Origin of the sequence: Lichenicola cladoniae, assembly GCF_013201075.1 — a bacterium.
GTDB lineage: Bacteria > Pseudomonadota > Alphaproteobacteria > Acetobacterales > Acetobacteraceae > Lichenicola > Lichenicola cladoniae.
Genome location: NZ_CP053708.1, coordinates 308,312 through 326,208, shown reverse-complemented (window position 1 = coordinate 326,208; position 17,897 = coordinate 308,312). Strand labels below are relative to the sequence as shown.

Below are 17,897 nucleotides of genomic sequence, written 5' to 3'. Positions count from 1 at the left end.
GGATCGAAAGAATTCCTGCTCCTTCGGAGCCTGGAGACCGTAGGACTTGTCGAGTGGCACGATGATGACGTCGCGACCTTCATGGTTGACGTGAGCGACCCGGTATGAAGGCAATTTTCTAATCCTTGAAAGTCCGACGTCGGCGATCAGGCGCCGATGAATGCACGAGAGGCTGTTCGACGGAATTCAACAGACCAATGCAAAGTGTCGGTTTCATGTTCGACCGCCTCGAGCTGATCCTCGGCGACCGTGGAGCTGTAGGTCTGGGTGCCGACGATGCCGGTAAGATAGGCCAGATCGGTATTGCCCAGCGTACCGCCATAGGTCATGAGCGGGCCACCGGACTTGAGACGGACACCCTGGCCCAGTGCGAATTTTTTCACGCTGTCTCCCGCGCTGCGACCAACGGATACACAAAATCGATGCGCCATCCGTATCGAAATATCGATCCTAAGCAGTTGCTTCCAGCATGTTCGATACCTGCTGGAACGATCGATACATACGCCGAGTCAAGGCGTTAGCGCGCTCACGACTTCGGCATATGGAGGCGTAGGGCCTGGCGCTTCGATTGAAGAAGGCCTGGTGCCGGGTGCAGGATTTGAACCCGCGACCTTCGGTTTACAAAACCGCTGCACTACCACTGTGCTAACCCGGCAAGCCTCAGCAGAGGCCTTGTAGCGGCTTCGGACGGCTGTGCAAATCCTGGTCTCGCCTGCGAACGGGCAGCCGCGAAGCGCTACTCGGCTGCCTCGAGCTCGTGCCGCGGCAGGGGAAGACTGTCCACACCTGGCGCGATGATGCCGCCCAGTTCGGGGTCGGATCGAAGCAGGTTCAGGATGGCCATGCGATACTGAAGTGCGTGCGCGTGTTCGCGGCGGCGGGCGGTCTGGATTTCGGTCACCGGTTGCCCCGTATCTCGGAGGGACGCGGCTGTCAGCCGATGGACCTCGAGGTCGGCTTCCCGCCACATCCGCCAAAGCTCCATACTTCTGGTCGTGGGCTTGTTCAAATCGATCCCCAGTTATGCCGGGCCGTCGCTCCAAACGGCAGTTCCATGCGCGGCTAACGCATGGGCGTGCCGGATGGATGTCTTCAGTCGCAAACTTGTTTTGACTAGACTGAATAAACCAAAAGTCGGGCTCGACTTGTTCCCTGGCGTGAAGTTATTTCTTTTATTGAGACATCGAGGCTAGGTAGCATGATTGTGCGGATGAAAGTCGGTGGAGTCATGGCGGCCACCCTTCTGCTCGCTGGTTGCGCGCAACAGAGCCGGCCGGTCAGCATCGGCCAGGCGTTGCAGACACTGCAGCAACAGCTTCGGGCGGCAGGAGCGGTCAGCGCCGTCGGCACCGACCCGGCCGGCTTCGCGGCCGCGATCAGGACCGCGCAATGCGCGGCGCAGCAGGCCGATCCCGAGATCCCGCTCCTGGCGCACGACCTCACGGTGGATCTGACCGGCAGCTTCTCGGCCAGCGGCGGCTTCACCGTCGGTTCGGCTGCCGTCGGCATGGCGCTGACCGGAAGTGCGACCCGTGGCCAGACGCAGGAGATCGGGCTGCCGCTGACGTTCGTCGCCCTGTCCGAACTTCCGGCATCGGTGGCGGCGCAGCGGCTGGCACCACTGACGCTGCTGCCTGCGCGGGACCGCATCAACGAGACCTCACAGGTGCTGGCCGATCGCAATGAACTGCGTGCGCGCATTCGCGGCCTGATCGCCGGGTGGACACAAGCGGCCTGCACCGGCACCGCGCCGGGCGGCCTGTTCCAGCCCAATCGACGACCCGCAACCTGAACCCTTGCGACGCCGTTGGGAGGTGCTGATCCAGTCGAGAACAGCACCATGAAACAGTCCCCGCTCCTTCTGTCCGGTATCCTGCTCGCCGCAATGCTACAAGCGGCCCACGCCGCCGAGACGGTCTCGGCCGCCGACCGTGCCTTCGTCGCGAAGGTAAGCCAGGGCGGGATGTTCGAGGTGAAGCTCGGCCAACTCGCCAGCGACCAGGGTGCTGCCCAGGACATCAAGGACCAGGGCACCACCGAGGCGCATGACCATGGTCTGGTCGGCGACAGCCTGAAGTCGATTGCGTCCGACGCGGGAATCACCTTCCCGGACACGCTGAACCCGCAATTCCAGAGGCAGCTCGACGGACTCAAGGCGATGTCCGGACCCAGCTTCGATAATGCCTATGTGCATGCGATGGAGGTTATCCATGTGAAGGATGGCGCCGCCTTCGCGACCGAGGCCGCGTCGGGCACCAATCCGAAGCTGCGCGCCTTCGCCCGCGAAACCCACCGGATCGTCGAACGCCATCTCGGCGAGCTGCACGGCGCCGGGCCCGAAGCGAAGTAGATCGTCATGCGCTAGGGCTGGGCGGTCTCGGCCTGCCACCTGGCCGGCTCGGTGTCGTCCGGCGCGGTGCTCCTCAGGGCTTCTGCAAGCCGCTCGAAATCCGGCGTGCGCGGGTCGCTCGCCCGCCAGACCAGACCGATCGTTCGTCCGGCAGCGGGATCGGTCAGCGGACGCAGCCTGACCAGCCCGCTGAGCTCCGACACCTCGCGCGTCGCAAGCGCCGGCATCAGCGAGAATCCCTCGCCGGCCGCCACCATGTGACGCAGCATCTCCAGGCTGGTGGCGAACCGTGGCTCGGTTATCGGCGACGACAGGGCCGACCGGTCGGTCGCGACCTGCTTGGGCCTCCGGCACAGCGACACCGCCTGGTCGCGCAGGCAATGGCCCTCCTCGAGCAGCAACAGATCGTCCGCATCCAGCGTCGCGACATCGAGCGAGGATACTTCGGCGAGCGCGTGGCCGGCCGGCAACAGCACCCGGAACGGCTCGAAGAATATCGGGCTGACGGAGAGGCCGTCACGGTCCACGGGCAGCGCGATCAGGGCGGCGTCGAGGCTGAAACGGGATAGGGCGTCCAGCAGCAGCGTGGTCCGGTTTTCCTGGAGGCGTAGCACCAGCCTGGGAAATTCCTGCCTGAGATCACGCAGCACCAACGGCACATAATAGGGTCCGAGCGTCGGAATGACCCCGAGATCGAGCCCGCCCTCGAGCGCCCCGACCTGGCTGCGCGCCATCGCCAGCAGGCCGCGTGCCTCACGCACGACGACCGTGATCTGGCGCAGCAGGAGCTGGCCCCTGGGGGTTGGGCTCACGCCGCCCCGTCCCCGCTCGAACAAGGGCGTGCCGAGGACCGCCTCAAGCTTGCGGATCTGCTCGCTCAGCGCCGGCTGGCTGACGCCGCAGCGCTCGGCCGCGCGACCGAAATGCCGGAGCTCCGCCAGCGCCACGGCGTAGTCCAGGTCACGCAGGGACAGGCCGGACAGATGGTGCTGGGCCATAAGCAGTTCCTTCAAGGATCGATAGCTATAGATATTGCCTATCGTCTCGGTAAGAACGATCGATTTCACCTATCATGGTGGAACGTCTAACACGATCCCGCAACGCCCCAACCGAGGCAGGAGTCTCCATGAGCGACCTTACGACACGCCCGGTTCTGACCACGACAGCCGGTTCGCCGCTGCCGGACAATCAGAACAGCATGACGGCCGGCCCACGCGGCCCGCTATTGATCGAGAACTACCAGCTGCTCGAGAAGCTCGCGCACCAGAATCGCGAGCGCATTCCCGAGCGGGTCGTGCACGCCAAGGGCTCCGGCGCCTACGGCAAGCTCACCGTCACCAACGACATGAGCAAGTACACCAAGGCGAAGATCTTCTCCGAGGTAGGCAAGACCACCGACCTGCTGATGCGATTCTCGACCGTTGCCGGCGAGCGCGGTGCCGCCGATGCCGAGCGCGACGTACGCGGCTTCTCGGTGAAGTTCTACACCGAGGAAGGCAACTGGGACATCGTCGGCAACAACACGCCGGTGTTCTTCATCCGCGATCCTATGAAGTTCCCGGACTTCATCCGCACCCAGAAGCGTCACCCGCGCACCAACCTGCGCTCGCCGACGGCGATGTGGGATTACTGGTCGCTGAGCCCGGAGAGCCTGCACCAGGTCGCGATCCTGTTCTCCGATCGTGGCCTGCCCCAGGGCTACCGCTTCATCAACGGCTACGGCAGCCACACCTTCTCGTTTTGGAACGATACGGGCGAGCGCTACTGGGTGAAGTTCCACTTCAAGACCATGCAGGGCCACAAGCACTGGACCAACGAGGAAGCCAATGTCGTCATCGCGAACGATCGCGAGAGCGCGCAGCGCGACCTGTATGACTCGATCGAGGCCGGCGACGGTCCGAAGTGGCGCCTGCACGTCCAGATCATGCCCGAGCTGGATGCGGAGAAGACCTCGTACAACCCGTTCGACCTGACCAAGGTCTGGCCGCACGCCGAGTATCCGCTGATCGAGGTGGGCGTGGTCGAGCTGAACCGGAACCCGGACCATTATTTCGCCGAGATCGAGCAGTCCTCGTTCTCGCCGTCGAACATCGTGCCCGGCATCGGCTTCTCGCCGGACAAGGTGCTGCAGTCCCGCCTGTTCGCCTATGCGGATGCGCATCGCTACCGCGTCGGCACCCACTACGAGATGTTGCCGGTCAATCGTCCGCACAGCCAGGTGAACACCTACCACGCGGATGGTCCGATGCGCTTCGACGCACCGAAGGGCACGGACGCATACTACGAGCCGAACTCGTTCGGTGGTGCGGTCGAGCAGCCATCGGCGAAGGAACCACCGCTACGCATCAACGGCGACGCGGGCTATTACGACCACCGCGCCGGCAACGACGACTACACGCAGCCGGGCAACCTGTTCCGGATGTTCGACGAGGCTCAGCGGCAGCGCTTCTTCGCCAACATCGCCGGTGCGATGCAGGGCGTGCCGACCGAGATCGTCGAGCGTCAGATGGTTCATTTCGGCAAGGCCGATCCAATCTGGGAGGCCGGTGTGCGCGCGGCACTGCGGAGTGCGGCCGCCCACGATGCAAGCGACGACGCGTCCTCGCCGCTGAGCAACGCCCAGGTTGCGGAAGCCGCAGACTGAGCGAACGACTAAGCCTCAGACGGGGCTAACTATCCGGCCCCTGGCGGCGTTAGGTTCATTCGATTTCGATGGTGGAAAACGGATGAGCTTCATAGACGCCAGGGATCGGAAAACTGGCAACCCCGGGACTGCCGCCGCGAGCGTCAGGCCCGGGACCGTCGGTGTGCTGCTGGTCAATCTCGGCACGCCCGACGGCACCGATACCAAGTCGGTACGACGCTATCTGTCCGAGTTCCTATCGGACCAGCGCGTCATCGAGGCGAACCCACTGGTCTGGCAGCCAATCCTGCAGGGGATCGTGCTGAACACCAGGCCGCGCAAGAGTGCTGCAAACTACAAGCGCGTCTGGAACAACGAGCGCGACGAGAGTCCGCTCCGTACCTATACCCGCGGCCAGTCCGAGGGACTGCAAGCGCGGCTTGCCGCCGACGGCATCGCCGTCGAATGGGGCATGCGCTACGGCCGTCCCACCACAGCAGGCGCGATCGACCGGCTGATCGAGCGCGGCTGCGACCGCATCCTGCTGCTGCCGCTGTATCCGCAATATTCGGCCACCACCACGGCCACCGCCAACGACCAGGCGTTTCGCGCCCTGCTACGACTGCGTCGTCAGCCGGCGTTGCGCACCATGCCGTCCTTTCCCGACGATCCCGCTTACATCGAGGCGCTGGCGGCCAGCGTGCGGAACGGGCTGGCCAAGCTGGACTGGACGCCCGACGTGCTGATCGCGTCGTTCCATGGCCTGCCGGTCGAGTACGTGCAGCGGGGCGATCCGTATTCGACCGAATGCGCGCGCACGATGGACGCACTCCGCCAGTCGCTGGGCATGACCCCCCGGGAGTTCCCGCTGACCTTCCAGTCGCGGTTCGGGCCGACGCGATGGCTTGGACCCTATACCGAGCCGAAGGTCTGCAAGATGGCCAGGACCGGCATCCGAAAGATCGTCGTGATCACGCCGGGCTTCATGGCGGACTGCATCGAGACGCTGGACGAGATCGGTCGCGAACTGCGCGAGGCGTTCCTGCATGCGGGCGGCGAGCAGTTCGCCACGATCCCGTGCCTCAACGACAGCGACCTGGCAGTCACGCTGCTCGAGACGCTGGTACGACGGGAATTATCGGGCTGGGTCTGACGCGATCGCTTGCCGGAGGCGTCCCGGAATAACCCCGGTCCGGGCGGCTCTGAAGCCGCCTGGACCATGGGGTAATTGGTCGGAGTGAGAGGATTCGAACCTCCGGCCCCTGCGTCCCGAACACAGTGCTCTACCAGGCTGAGCTACACTCCGGCTGGACGGCGCTATACAGGCCGTCGCCGGGGGAGGCAAGAGGCTGCCGCCACCTCGAGCTTCTTCTAAAGCAGTGCAGCGTCCCCGGTGTGAACCGGACGCGGCAGGGTCGCCAGCCTGGCAAGGGCGGTCGCAACATCGGGCACATGCTCGAACAGGGCACGCGCCGAGGCGTCGGCGAAGCCGTCGGCAATCGCGGTGTCGATCGTGGCGATGAGCGATCGTGCCCATCCGCCGGCATCGACGATCAGGATCGGCTTGTCGTGCAGCCTGAGCTGGCGCCAGGTGATGATCTCGAAGGTCTCGTCGAAGGTGCCGAGGCCGCCCGGCAGCACCAGGAAGGCCTCCGCTTCGGCGAACATCTTCTGTTTGCGGCTATGCATCGAGTCTGTGACCGTCAGGTCCTCGACGCCGGCATGCATGACTTCCCGCGTCTGCAGGAAGTGCGGAATGATGCCCGATACCACACCGCCCGCCGCCAGCGCCGCGTCGGCCACCACGCCCATCAGCCCAACCTTGCCGCCACCGTAGATCAGCCGGAAGCCGGCTTCGGCGAGGCCGCGACCGGTTGCCTCGGCGGCTTCGCGGTAGACCGGGTTGTTGCCGAAGCGCGAACCGCAGAATACGGCGACGGATGAAAGGGCATTTGGCATCGTTGGCAGGGCTCCGCGTCACGTGGGCAACAGCGCCCAAGACTATCGGAGCGGTCCGTGATGCGAAAGCTGGGGTACGACACGCCCCACTTCGGACGACTCCTGTAAGGTGCGAGGCACGTCCCACAGCTGCAGAGCCTCCACCACATGCCCGACAATGGCGGTTTCACGACCCTTTCCAGCCGGATCGCCTACGAGAACCGGTGGCTTCGCCTGCGCGAGGACATCATCCGCCGGCCGGACGGCTCGGACGGACTCTACGGCGTGGTCGAGCGCGACGATTTCGTGGTGGTGGTGGCGCTCGGCGAGGATCGCAGCGTCACATTGGTCGAGCAGTTCCGCTACCCGGTCGGTCAGCGCCTGTGGGAGCTGCCGATGGGCATGTGGGAGGAACGGCCCGACGCGACGCCGGGCGACATCGCCGCGGGCGAGCTCGCCGAGGAAACCGGCCTGATCGCCGGCACGATGACCCACGTCGCCACCCTGTTCCAGGGCCCGGGCTATTCGAACCAGAAGGGCCACCTGTTCCTGGCGACCGGGCTTACCGGCGCCACCCATGACCGGGAGCCGAGTGAACAGGACATGATCGCCAGGACCTTTCCACTGGCCGACGTCGAGGCGATGATCCGCGACGGCGGCATCACCTGCATGGTGACGATCGCAGCGATCGGGCTGCTGCGCCTCAAGGGACTGATCTGACCGATGGACCGTATTCCGACCCTCGACCTGCGCCGGCTCGACAGCGACCGCGACGCCTTCGTAGCCGAGCTGGGCGCGTCGTACCGGCATTTCGGCTTCTGCTGCTTCAGCCACCACGGCATCGACGACACACTGATCGCCGATGCCTATGGCGAGTTCGCCCGTTTTTTCGCGCTGCCGACCGAAGCCAAATCCCGCTACACGGTCACTGCCCCAGGCGGCGGCGGGCGCGGCTATATCGGTTTTCGGGTGGAGACCGCGCGCACCAGCGACATCGCCGATCTCAAGGAATTCTACCACATCGGCCGCAATGACGGACCGCCCGACGATCCGGTGCTCCGCCCGAACGTGTGGCCGGAGCAGGTCGAAGGATTCCGGGCGCATGGCCTCGCCCTGTTCGGCGCGATGGAAGCGGCCGGCCAGCGTGTGCTCACCGCGATCGCGCTGGATCTCGGGCTCGAACCCGGCTTCTTCGCGCAATTGACCAATCGCGGGGATTCGATCCTGCGCGCCCTGCACTATCCGCCGATCGCCCCGGAGCATCTGCCGGCGGTGCGTGCCGAGGCACATGAGGATATCAGCCTCATCACCCTACTGGTCGGCGCGACCGCCTCCGGCCTCGAAGTGCTGACCCGCGAAGGAGCCTGGCTGCCAATCGACGCCGAACCGGGCACGCTGGTGGTCAATGTCGGGGACATGATGCAACGGCTGACCAATCAGGCCTACCCATCCACGACGCACCGCGTGGTCAACCCGACGGGCGATGCCGCACGCCGGAGCCGCTACTCGATGCCGTTCTTCCTGGCACCGAACATGGACTACCTGATCGAGACCCTGCCGGGCTGCATCGGGAGGGATGGAAACCATTACCCGGAACCGATCACCGCGCATGACTACCTGCTGCAGCGGCTCCGGGAAATCCGTCTCCAGACAGGCTGAACCGTAACGCGTCGCGACCGATCGTCGCGCGGCTTCAGCGCCCTGAGCGAACCAGGCTCTTGATACTCTTGATCACCACGGGCGGCAGAAGTGGCCGCAGCAGGATCTCGGCCTTCTGGGACATGCGCATCTCCGAACGGATGAGATACTGCGTCGCAAGGGTCGTATCGGCCGCCCGCGCGCCCTCACCGTTCGTGTAGAAGTAGGCAATCAGCGCACGCCGGCATTTTCCGGCCTGTACGGGCATGGGATGCCCGTGCAGGGCACCCTCGAACTGCTTCATGATCACCATGCGGCCGAACGTCGGTACGATGCTTTTGGTACAAGTGTTGCTCGCCGGATCCCACAACTCCAGGGATCCGCCATCGGCCTCGGTCCATCCTTCATTCAGGTAGGTAATGACCACGAGCCGGTTCTGGAGCCCGGTGACCGGAGAATTCTTGAAATCGACGTGAACCTGGAAATGCCCACCCTCGCGAACCTCATGCATGCCACCACCATGCAACGCCGGGTCCGGAACCAGATGAGCGATACCGGTCACCGCCGCGAGGAAGCGGATGAACGGTCCCGACGAAAGCATGTTGAAGTAAGACTGGGCTATGGGCGGAAGCGGGGAGTCGTGGCGGGTACGCCGCTTCGACTGCAACGGCCCGCTATGGGTATGCCAGCTGCCCGGTTCGACGCTCTCATAGGCAGCATCTATATTGAGAAGTGGCTCAGGCGAAAAGACATCATCGAAGACCAAATGCGGAAACGGCTGCGCCCCTTCGTAAAATCTCCGGGTTTCATCGAGTAACGGCGCCGAAATGCAGTCAAAATCCGGCCAAATCTCATTATCTCGAGTTTTTGTCTTAAATTGCATTGTCCGCACTCGTCCAGCAGGCTGAACTACATAAACCTTTTTTGACAGAAACATATTGATTTCTTTCCCTGCCGATCTCCCTGTTTTGGTAGATTTATCCGCATACCGATCCGTATTCGGCTGCAGGAAGTAAGCCCTGTTTATGTCGATTGTCTTAATGGCAAAGCATCGGGCCGCCGTGCCGGGATGCGGACGCACGCGTCGAATAAATATAACTGGTAACAAAATAATACGCGTGCCGAGACGCGAACACGACTTCGGCAGCTACCTTTCGGCAGAGCCTAAACATCTCTAAAATGGTATCGAAACAAATTTACTGAGACGGCTTTTGACGCTGCCGGTTGACCACGGCTGCGCGCCATTTCGTTGAGATGCCGCTCGGAACGAGCTTCGGCAAGGCGCCTAGTGCATCGAGTGATCCGACTGCGACCAGCTGTTGAACAGAGCCGCGATATCCGCAAGGGGACGAGGCGGGGCGAAGAAGTAGCCCTGGCCCTCGCTGCAGCCGAGACTAACGACCTGTTGCAACTGGTCCAGCGTCTCGATCCCCTCGGCCGTGGTGGTGATGCCGAGGCTCCCGCAAAGCTCGGCAACCGCGCGGATGATTGCGGCTCCACCCCGCCTCTGGCTGGAAGCAGCGGCCACGAACGAACGGTCGATCTTGACCTTGTCGAACGGAAACTTGGCGATGTAGCTCAGGGAAGAGTAGCCGATCCCGAAATCGTCCATGGAAATCGAGACGCCGTGCTCGCGGAGCTTCCGCAGGGTCGCCAGGGTCGCCTCGTTTTCATGGAGCAGAAGGCTCTCGGTGATTTCCAGCTCGAGGCGTCTTGGCATCAGCCCCGCTCCTGCCAGGGCGGCCGCAACCGTTCCCGGCAGGTCACCCTTGGCGAACTGCACGACCGACAGGTTCACCGCCACCTTTATATCCGGTGGCCAGGCGATGGCATCGTTGCAGGCCTTGAACAGGATCCATTTGCCAAGCGGCTCGATCAGGCCGGTCTCCTCGGCCAACGGAATGAAGGCGTCCGGAGGAACGAGACCGCGGACCGGGTGCCGCCACCGCACCAGGGCCTCGAAGCCGATGATCCTGTTCTGCACGAGTTCGACCAGCGGCTGGTAATGCAGCTCGAACTCGCCTCGATCAAGCGCCAGGTGAAGATCCGCCACCAGTTGCCTGCGCTCCTGAACGCGGGCCTGCATTCCCGGCTCGAAGAACCTGAACCGGATGTCGTCATCCCGCTTGGCGCCGTAAAGTGCCAGGTCGGCGCACCTGAGTACCTGTTCCACGTCGGTGCCGTCGGCTGGTACGACGGCAATTCCGATACTCACACCCGTATGGATGGTGTGACCGTCGATTTCGAACGGTTGACTGAGTGTGTCGACAATTCGCGTCGCCAGGATCTCGACGTCCTGCAGATGATGCAGGCCGAACTGTATGACGACGAACTCGTCGCCGCCGGGGCGTGCCAGCACGTCCGTCTCGCGCGTAGCCTCGGACAGGCGGGACGCAACAGCGCACAGCACCGCATCGCCCACAGCATGACCCAGCGTATCGTTGACGTCCTTGAAGCGGTTAAGGTCCAGCGCCAATATCGCGCAGCTTTCCCCGCGCTGGCTGCGAAGAAGCGCATCCTCAAGCCGCTCTCTGAGCGCGCGGCGATTCAACAAGCCCGTAAGCCCGTCATGCCGGGCCATGTGGGCAATGCGCTCGTCGGCATCGCGGCTGCTCGTGATATCCTGCGTGACACCGGCCAGACGCGTAGGTGCGCCCATCGTGTCGAATTCCGCATTCCCGGTCGAACGCAGCCAGCGTATCGAGCGGTCCGGCAGCACGACCCGGAACTCGGCGGTGTAATCGCCCTTGTCCTCGCCTTGCAGCGCCCGGTCCATGGCAACATCCATCGGCGACCGGTCTTCCGGGTGGACAGTTCGCTGGACGGCGCCGACCGACGGCAAGGTGCCAATCTCCCGGCCGTAAAGGGCTTCGAAGCCGTGGGAGAAACGGAGGGTGTCGTTCACCGTGTCCCATTCCCAGGTGCTCATCCCTGCAGCCGAAATGGCGCGGGCGAGCCTGGCTTCGCTCTCCCGGAGACGTGCCTGCGCTTCGCGCATCTCACCGATGACGCTCAGGCGGTCGACCGCCGCCGCAAGCAGATTCGCGTAGCTGCGCAGAAAAAGGATATCTTCGTCCGTGAAGTCGCGCGGCTCGCGGCTATCGACCTGCAGGATGCCGAACGGCGGTTTGTCCTTGGCCCCGATGATAACGACGTTGACTACAGCCTTGACGCCGTGGTCCGTCAGGAATGCCGGATATCGGAACCTCGTCTCGGTCGACACATCGGGGGAGATCATTGGCTCGTGCGTCTTCAGCGCATGCGCCTCGGACGTGTCGTCCGCCGCACGGATGGTCTCGACGCCCACCACGCCGGCCTTCCAGCCGACCCCTGCACGCACCAGCAAGGTCGCCTGATCCTCCTGAAGTTCGACGACCTTGGCGAGATCCGTACCCATCGCCTCGCCGACCAGATGACAGGCCTCGGTGAGGATCTCGTCGAGATCGTCGGAACGCAGAGCAAGCTCTCCGAACCGCGTCAGGATGATCTGCTGCCGCAGCAACTCCTGCAGCTTTTCTCGCTCGCTCGATCTCTGGTCGCGCAAGTCAGGCTCCGTCATGTATCGAAGTTATAACGATAAGGAGATGAAAGTCCTTCAGCTAGCCCACTTTCACGCGATCATTGGCATATTATCGAGAACATCGACGGTTACATCGACTGCCGGAACCAACTCCTGGAGTTCGTCGACCTAGCAAGACACGTGGCCGCATGGTACCGGCCGGGGTAACACACCGCTTCCGACCACCGACTGAACCTGAACGAGGCAGCCGCTATGGCCCGCATCACCTTCATCGCTCACGACGGCACCGAGACCATCGTCGAGACCCGACCCGGCTTCTCGGTCATGGAAGCTGCCGTCGACGAGGCCGTGCCCGGCATCCTGGGGAATTGCGGGGGCGCCTGCGCCTGCGCCACCTGCCATGTCTACGTCGATGAGGCCTGGCACGCGGCGACCGGCACGCCGGACGCGGCGGAACGAAGCATGCTGGACTGTGCCGTCGACGTTCGCGAGAACTCGCGCCTGTCCTGCCAGATCGCAATGACGGCAAAGCTCGACGGACTCGTCGTGCGCACTCCGGAACGTCAGTAAAGGGCGGGAACGACCGCTGGAATCCCCCGGGCCGGCGGTTCAGGCAAGCGTAAGTGCGACACTTCCATCGAATGCGAACAACGTATCGACACGGCCCGGATCGATCCCAGCCAGGGTGGCGGGCATCCAGGCCGGGTTTCGGTCCTTGTCGACGATCGCTGCGCGGACACCCTCGCTGAAGTCCGGCTGCCGCAGTAGCCCGGTCGCCAGCCGGTATTCCTGCTCCATGCATGCTTCGAGTCGCTCCGACCGCCGGCCCTGCCTCAGTGCTCGCAGGGCCACGGTCAGCGAGGTCGGGCAGTTGACGGCAATCCGTCCGGCCGCCCCACCGGCTGCCTGCTCGGGACGGGCGTTCAGCGCGTCCGTGATCGCCTGCACGGTATCGTGCCGGTAGCAGGCATCGATCCAGCCGCGATCGACGGCAAGCCTTCCGGCTGGAGGGGGCATCGCATACGAGGCGACGCACACGTCGATGTCGGCGGCGCCAGTGCAGGAACCTAGGGCCTCGAGCAGACCCGGCAGCCGGCTGGATGGCACGTGGTGATCGGCAAGACCGCACAGCATGGCATCCGCTGCACCGATACCCTCGCCGGTCAGCGCCATATGGGTTCCGAGTTCACCCGGGGCCGCCGACAGCAGGTAGGTGCTGCCGATGTCGGGTACGAAGCCGATGCCGACTTCCGGCATGGCCAGCCGGGTGCGCTCGGTCACGATCCGCATCGATCCATGGGCCGAGACGCCGACGCCACCGCCCATCACCAGCCCGTCCATGATCGCGATGTAAGGCTTCGCGAGGCGGGCGATCCGTGCGTTGAGCGTATATTCGGCGTGCAGGAATCGGTCGGCCTGCTCGGGATGTCCGCCGCGGACGCTCTCATACAGGAACCGGATGTCACCGCCGGCGCACAGGCCGCGTTCACCGGCACCGTCGATTAGGATTGAACGCACGTCGGGATCGACGGTCCACTCGTCCAGGACGGCGTCGATCGTCCCGACCATGCCGACGGTCAGCGCGTTGATCGCCCTTGGCCGATTCAGGGTGATGCGCCCGAGATTGCCCTGCCGGCGAGCGCTGATGCCGGGATCGCTCATCGGACAAAAATCCTATACCGGTTGCCGCCGGCCCGGCTGTCCAGGGCATCGCGGGCCGGATCAAATATCCCGGCTCTGCCTATGAGGGATAGCCGATCCGTCACCCCTGCCAGCATGATGCGGCGGGTCATGACGCAGAACGCGACCCGCCGTATCTGGTGTTCAGGATTTCGGGGCAGCTAGGCGTTCGAATGGCGACGGCCCGAGTTCCTCGAGCAGTTGTGCCATCCGCGCATACGCCTTGTTGCGGTAGGCGACGATCTCGGCGGTCATCGCCGGGTCGAAGTCACCGTAGAAGCCGGAGCCGTTCTTGAGCCCGTGCTTGCCGTCGGCCACGAGCGACGCCAGCAGCGTGGGCGTGGCGAGGCGATCGCCGAACGCATCCTCGAACGTCTTGAAGGAGTTGGCGTAAACGTCGAGCCCGGCCATGTCGGCGATCGCGAACGGACCGAAGAACGGCAGGCGGAAGCCGAATGTGGAGCGCACGATGGTATCCACGTCCCGCTCGGTGGCAATTCCCTGCTCGACGATCGAGTTGGCTTCCTTCAGCAGGACATACTGGAGGCGGTTCAGGACAAAACCGGGCACGTCGGCCACTTCGGCGCCCGAGCGCTTGGCGCGCTTCAGCATGTCCTTGACGACCGGGATGATCGCCGGATCGGTATCCACGCCCGCGACCAGTTCGACGCCCGGGATGAACGGCGCCGGGTTGCTGAAATGGACGGTGAGGAAACGTTCCGGTCCGGTAATGGCCGGCACCAGCGTGCTGACCGGCAACGTCGAGGTGTTGGTGCCGATGATGGTATCCGGACGGGCCGCGGCGCAGATGCGACGCAGCACCTCGTGCTTGACGGCGACGACCTCGAACACCGCCTCCTCGACGAAATCGACGTCGCGGACCGCATCCTCGATCGAGTCCGCCGTGGTGAGGTTGGCCTCGATCAAAGCTGCGGCCCCGGCCGGGAACAGGCCTTGCTCCTCGAATTCCTTCGCCTCGCGAAGCAATCTCGTAAGAGCGGTAGCGGTGGTCTCCGGAGATGCATCCGCCAGGATCACGGTCATGCCGGCGGCGGCGAGCGACTGCGCGATCCCCCCGCCCATATAGCCGGCGCCGATGACTGCCACTGTCTTGATCGTCGTTATCATGGTCGATATCTCCAGAAAGTCAGGATTTCAGGCGGAGGTGGCGGTAGAGTTCGATGCCTCGGCGAGAACGCGCCGGAGTGCATCGGTATCGTGTGCGAAACGGCCGAGGAACAGGCCATCGACCGCATCGCCGATCTGATCGAGCAGCCCTGGTCCGGCGCTGCCACCGTAGATCAGGCGCATGTTGGGCCAGGATGCCAGTGCCTCGCGCAATCCACGTGCGACCGCGGCGATGTAGTCGGCGGAAGCAGGCTCGGCCGCGCCGATCGCCCAGATCGGTTCCCAGGCAAATACTACCGTGGCGGTCTTCTCGATCCCGGCCGTAGCGGTCGCGAACTGCGCCATGCAATCGAGAACCACATCCTCCGGCGCAGCCTTCGCCGCCTCGCCGATGCACAAAACCGGAACCAGGCCGGACCGGACCGCCGCATCGATCTTGCGGCTGATCATGTCCTCGGTTTCGCCGAAGATCCGCCGGCGCTCCGCATGGCCGATTTCCACGAACCGGCATCCGGCCTCGGCCAGCATGGGTGCGGAGATTTCTCCGGTATAGGCGCCCGCATCTTCCCAGAACACATCCTGGGCACCGACCGCGACGCGGCTGCCGGCGAAAATCGTGCGGGCATCGGAGAGCGAGAGAAAGGACGGGATCACGAACAGATCGACGTCCGCCGGAAGACCCGACGCCGCCATGTCGGCCACCGCGTGCAGCCAGTGCTGCGTCCGCTCCAGACCCATATACATCTTGAGACTGACGCCTACGATACGACGACGGACTGGCATTCGCTCGGGCGCCTTCTCAACCGGCCGGATTCGGCGTCTCGTAGTCGCGAATGGCGGCGACTTTCGAGGCGGACGCGGAAGAGGGGTCGAACCGGTATTTCAGCCACTCCTGCGCCAGCATCCGGGCCAGCTCGAGGCCGATGACCCGCTCGCCGAAACACAGCACCTGTGCGTCGTTGCTCAGGACAGAACGCTGCACCGAATAGACGTCATGCGCCGTCACGGCGCGGATCCCTGGAATCTTGTTGGCGCTGATCGCCACGCCGAGGCCGGTTCCGCAGATCAACAGCGCCCTATCGGCCTCGCCGGCCGCGACCATGCGGGCCGCACGGACTGCCACGTGCGGATATGCCTCACTGTCATTCGCCGTGACACCGACGTCGGTGACGTCCGAAACGTCGGCATGGCGCAACAGGTCAGCCTTCAAGGCGTCACGGAAACGAACCCCTGCCTCATCGCAGCCGATGACAATCCTCAGCTTCGTGTCGGTCATTCAATGGTCTCTCCGGCAGTCCGGGCCGCCATCGCGAACGAGACGGCACCGGCATCGCAATGTCCCTTGCTGCGGGCGGCGTGCAGGCGCGCCCGGCCAAGCCGGGGTAAGAGGTCGGCGGTGTCATCGGCCGCCTGCTTTGCCGCATCGGCAGCCCGGCTCCACGCCTGCGCGATCGACGCGCCACCGGCGACCTGGGCCGCCAGTGTCCGGGCGAACGGCTCGAACGCATCGACCAGTGTCTTGTCGCCCGGACGCGCGCCACCGATCGTCATGACCGCTTCGACAGCCTGCGTGACAGCGGATGCAATCGCTTCGTCGGTCGGCGCGACACCGTCATCGAGGGCGTTTGCCGCCGATCGCAGGCCCAGACCCCAGATCGCACCGGACGTACCACCGGCCCGGTCTGCCCAAGCGTCCGCGGCAGCGGCGAGCACGCTGGCGGCACCGGCCTGATGAGACGCGGCATCCTGTGCGGCGGTCGCCGCGGCGCGCGACCCCCGGGCCATCCCCATTCCATGATCGCCATCACCGGTCAGCGCGTCGATGCGACCGAGTTCGTCCTCGGCGGCTTGCAGCATATCTGCCAGGCGCATGAAGGTGCCGGCGACGAACGTCCCGGCAGACCGGGACGCAGGGGATGCTTCCGGCCATGTCGTGCGTGCCGCATCATCGGCTGGCAGTGGCGGCGCCGGCCGGGTGGGCAGAGTGTTGCCGACCCGCAGGCCGGCGGAATCGCACGGCGCCAGCCAGAACTGCTCCAGCTCCTCGTCGAGCCAGGTGATCGTGAGCGAACAGCCTTCCATATCGAGGCTGGTGGCATACTCGCCGACCAGTGGCGCCACGATCTCGATCCCGTGGTGGCGAAGACGCGCCGCAACATGGGTCCAGAGCACGAACAGCTCTTCCTGCTTGGTGCCGCCAAGTCCGTTCAGCAGCACGGCAGCCCGGGTGCCGGGTGCTGCCGGCGCCTCGTCGACCAGACGGTCGACCAGCAGAACGGCAAGCTCGGAGGCCGGAGGAATATCGGTCTCGTCGATCCCGGCCTCGCCATGCAGACCAAGACCGATCGCCATCCGGCCTTCCGGCACGACGAACAGCGGCTCCTTGGCGCCGGCAAGCGTGCAGCCGCCGAATGCCACGCCGAAGGACCGGGTGCGGTCGTTCACACGTCGCGCCACGGTCTCCACTTCATCGAGGCCCAGGCCCGCTTCCGCCGCCGCTCCGGCGATCTTCAGGACCGGAATATCGCCGGCCACGCCACGGCGCCTGGCTTCCTCGCCCTTCGGGGCGCTGCCGATGTCGTCGGTGATCGCCAGGACCCGCACGTCGATGCCGTCGCCACGCAGTCGCGTCGCCGCAAAGCCGAAATTGAGCACGTCGCCGGCGTAGTTCCCGAAGGCGAGCAGCACGCCCGCACCCCGGTGCGCCTTGCGGGAAATCTCCGCGATCAGCTCCGTTGCAGGCGAGGCGAACACGTCACCTGCCACGGCCGCATCGCCCAGGCCGGGGCCCACGTAGCCCGCGAACGCCGGGTAATGGCCGCTGCCACCGCCGATCACCAGCGCCACCTTGCCGTCCGGCGTCTCGGTCGATCGCAGCACCCCGCCGCGCACCGGCCGTACCAGTCGGGCGTGGATGTCGCAGTAGCCGCGCAAGGCGTCCGCGGCGAAGTCTTCGGGGTCCTGGAGAATATGCGTCATTTCAACCTACACGCAGTGCCTGGAGGGTCGTCCGGTCGTCC

At 64.7% G+C, this 17,897-nt stretch carries 18 protein-coding genes and 2 tRNA genes; 7 read left to right on the top strand and 13 right to left on the bottom strand.

The genetic code is table 11. The features are described 5' to 3' along the window. Window positions 1-146: 146 nt before the first annotated feature. The 3 genes from HN018_RS01390 to HN018_RS01380 all read right to left on the bottom strand — a co-directional run bounded on the left by HN018_RS01390 (window position 147) and on the right by HN018_RS01380 (window position 970). Entirely contained in the window at window positions 147-431 is a 285-nt protein-coding gene (locus HN018_RS01390) for a hypothetical protein (protein WP_171832847.1), read from the bottom strand. 149 nt (window positions 432-580) lie between these two features. Next, window positions 581-655 (bottom strand) — tRNA-Thr (locus tag HN018_RS01385). 81 nt (window positions 656-736) lie between these two features. Next, window positions 737-970: a hypothetical protein gene (locus HN018_RS01380; RefSeq protein WP_171832846.1), complete on the bottom strand. Its 234-nt coding sequence runs from the start codon at window positions 968-970 to the stop codon at window positions 737-739. A gap of 258 nt (window positions 971-1,228) precedes the next feature. Between HN018_RS01380 and HN018_RS01375 the strand changes: the two genes are divergently transcribed. After that, window positions 1,229-1,792 (top strand): hypothetical protein, encoded by a 564-nt coding sequence (locus HN018_RS01375; protein WP_171832845.1) that lies wholly within the window; start codon window positions 1,229-1,231, stop codon window positions 1,790-1,792. A 48-nt stretch (window positions 1,793-1,840) separates the two neighbouring features. After that, the gene (locus tag HN018_RS01370) at window positions 1,841-2,350 is read left to right on the top strand and encodes a DUF4142 domain-containing protein (RefSeq protein WP_171832844.1); all 510 of its coding nucleotides are present in this window, start codon (window positions 1,841-1,843) and stop codon (window positions 2,348-2,350) included. 11 nt (window positions 2,351-2,361) lie between these two features. Here the strand turns inward: HN018_RS01370 and HN018_RS01365 are convergent, their stop codons facing one another. Further along, window positions 2,362-3,348, bottom strand: coding sequence for a LysR substrate-binding domain-containing protein (locus tag HN018_RS01365; RefSeq protein ID WP_171832843.1), 987 nt, complete (start codon window positions 3,346-3,348; stop codon window positions 2,362-2,364). Between the two features lie 128 nt (window positions 3,349-3,476). Between HN018_RS01365 and HN018_RS01360 the strand changes: the two genes are divergently transcribed. Both HN018_RS01360 and hemH read left to right on the top strand, forming a co-directional pair. Continuing rightward, complete coding sequence (locus tag HN018_RS01360) at window positions 3,477-4,994, top strand: catalase (RefSeq protein WP_171832842.1); 1,518 nt, start codon at window positions 3,477-3,479, stop codon at window positions 4,992-4,994. An 82-nt stretch (window positions 4,995-5,076) separates the two neighbouring features. After that, on the top strand, window positions 5,077-6,126 hold the full coding sequence (gene hemH / locus HN018_RS01355) for a ferrochelatase (protein WP_171832841.1): 1,050 nt from the start codon (window positions 5,077-5,079) through the stop codon (window positions 6,124-6,126). 76 nt (window positions 6,127-6,202) lie between these two features. Here the strand turns inward: hemH and HN018_RS01350 are convergent. Both HN018_RS01350 and HN018_RS01345 read right to left on the bottom strand, forming a co-directional pair. After that, window positions 6,203-6,279 (bottom strand) — tRNA-Pro (locus HN018_RS01350). Window positions 6,280-6,344: 65 nt separating this feature from the next. Continuing rightward, window positions 6,345-6,932 carry an LOG family protein gene (locus HN018_RS01345; protein WP_171832840.1) on the bottom strand — a complete coding sequence of 196 codons (588 nt, stop codon included), beginning with the start codon at window positions 6,930-6,932 and terminating at the stop codon, window positions 6,345-6,347. A 147-nt stretch (window positions 6,933-7,079) separates the two neighbouring features. On the opposite strand from HN018_RS01345, the gene HN018_RS01340 reads away from it, so the two are divergent. After that, window positions 7,080-7,631 (top strand): NUDIX domain-containing protein, encoded by a 552-nt coding sequence (locus HN018_RS01340; protein ID WP_171832839.1) that lies wholly within the window; start codon window positions 7,080-7,082, stop codon window positions 7,629-7,631. Between the two features lie 3 nt (window positions 7,632-7,634). Further along, window positions 7,635-8,570, top strand: a complete 936-nt coding sequence (locus HN018_RS01335) for an isopenicillin N synthase family dioxygenase (RefSeq protein ID WP_171832838.1) — start codon at window positions 7,635-7,637, stop codon at window positions 8,568-8,570. Window positions 8,571-8,604: 34 nt separating this feature from the next. On the opposite strand, the gene HN018_RS01330 is transcribed toward HN018_RS01335, so the two are convergent. Both HN018_RS01330 and HN018_RS01325 read right to left on the bottom strand, forming a co-directional pair. Further along, the gene (locus HN018_RS01330) at window positions 8,605-9,432 is read right to left on the bottom strand and encodes a 2OG-Fe(II) oxygenase (RefSeq protein WP_204259632.1); all 828 of its coding nucleotides are present in this window, start codon (window positions 9,430-9,432) and stop codon (window positions 8,605-8,607) included. A gap of 402 nt (window positions 9,433-9,834) precedes the next feature. Then, window positions 9,835-12,093 (bottom strand): EAL domain-containing protein, encoded by a 2,259-nt coding sequence (locus tag HN018_RS01325; protein ID WP_171832837.1) that lies wholly within the window; start codon window positions 12,091-12,093, stop codon window positions 9,835-9,837. Between the two features lie 228 nt (window positions 12,094-12,321). On the opposite strand from HN018_RS01325, the gene HN018_RS01320 reads away from it, so the two are divergent. Next, complete coding sequence (locus HN018_RS01320) at window positions 12,322-12,639, top strand: 2Fe-2S iron-sulfur cluster-binding protein (RefSeq protein ID WP_171832836.1); 318 nt, start codon at window positions 12,322-12,324, stop codon at window positions 12,637-12,639. Window positions 12,640-12,678: 39 nt separating this feature from the next. On the opposite strand, the gene HN018_RS01315 is transcribed toward HN018_RS01320, so the two are convergent. The 5 genes from HN018_RS01315 to HN018_RS01295 all read right to left on the bottom strand — a co-directional run bounded on the left by HN018_RS01315 (window position 12,679) and on the right by HN018_RS01295 (window position 17,856). Continuing rightward, on the bottom strand, window positions 12,679-13,731 hold the full coding sequence (locus HN018_RS01315) for an enoyl-CoA hydratase/isomerase family protein (RefSeq protein WP_171832835.1): 1,053 nt from the start codon (window positions 13,729-13,731) through the stop codon (window positions 12,679-12,681). A 162-nt stretch (window positions 13,732-13,893) separates the two neighbouring features. Continuing rightward, the gene (locus HN018_RS01310) at window positions 13,894-14,877 is read right to left on the bottom strand and encodes a 3-hydroxyacyl-CoA dehydrogenase family protein (RefSeq protein WP_171832834.1); all 984 of its coding nucleotides are present in this window, start codon (window positions 14,875-14,877) and stop codon (window positions 13,894-13,896) included. 27 nt (window positions 14,878-14,904) lie between these two features. After that, window positions 14,905-15,660 carry a triose-phosphate isomerase family protein gene (locus HN018_RS01305; protein ID WP_171832833.1) on the bottom strand — a complete coding sequence of 252 codons (756 nt, stop codon included), beginning with the start codon at window positions 15,658-15,660 and terminating at the stop codon, window positions 14,905-14,907. Between the two features lie 16 nt (window positions 15,661-15,676). Then, on the bottom strand, window positions 15,677-16,153 hold the full coding sequence (locus HN018_RS01300; RefSeq protein WP_171832832.1) for a ribose-5-phosphate isomerase: 477 nt from the start codon (window positions 16,151-16,153) through the stop codon (window positions 15,677-15,679). Beyond that, window positions 16,150-17,856 carry a dihydroxyacetone kinase family protein gene (locus tag HN018_RS01295; RefSeq protein WP_171832831.1) on the bottom strand — a complete coding sequence of 569 codons (1,707 nt, stop codon included), beginning with the start codon at window positions 17,854-17,856 and terminating at the stop codon, window positions 16,150-16,152. Before HN018_RS01295 ends, HN018_RS01300 begins: the two co-directional genes overlap by 4 nt. Between the last annotated feature and the right edge of the window lie 41 nt (window positions 17,857-17,897).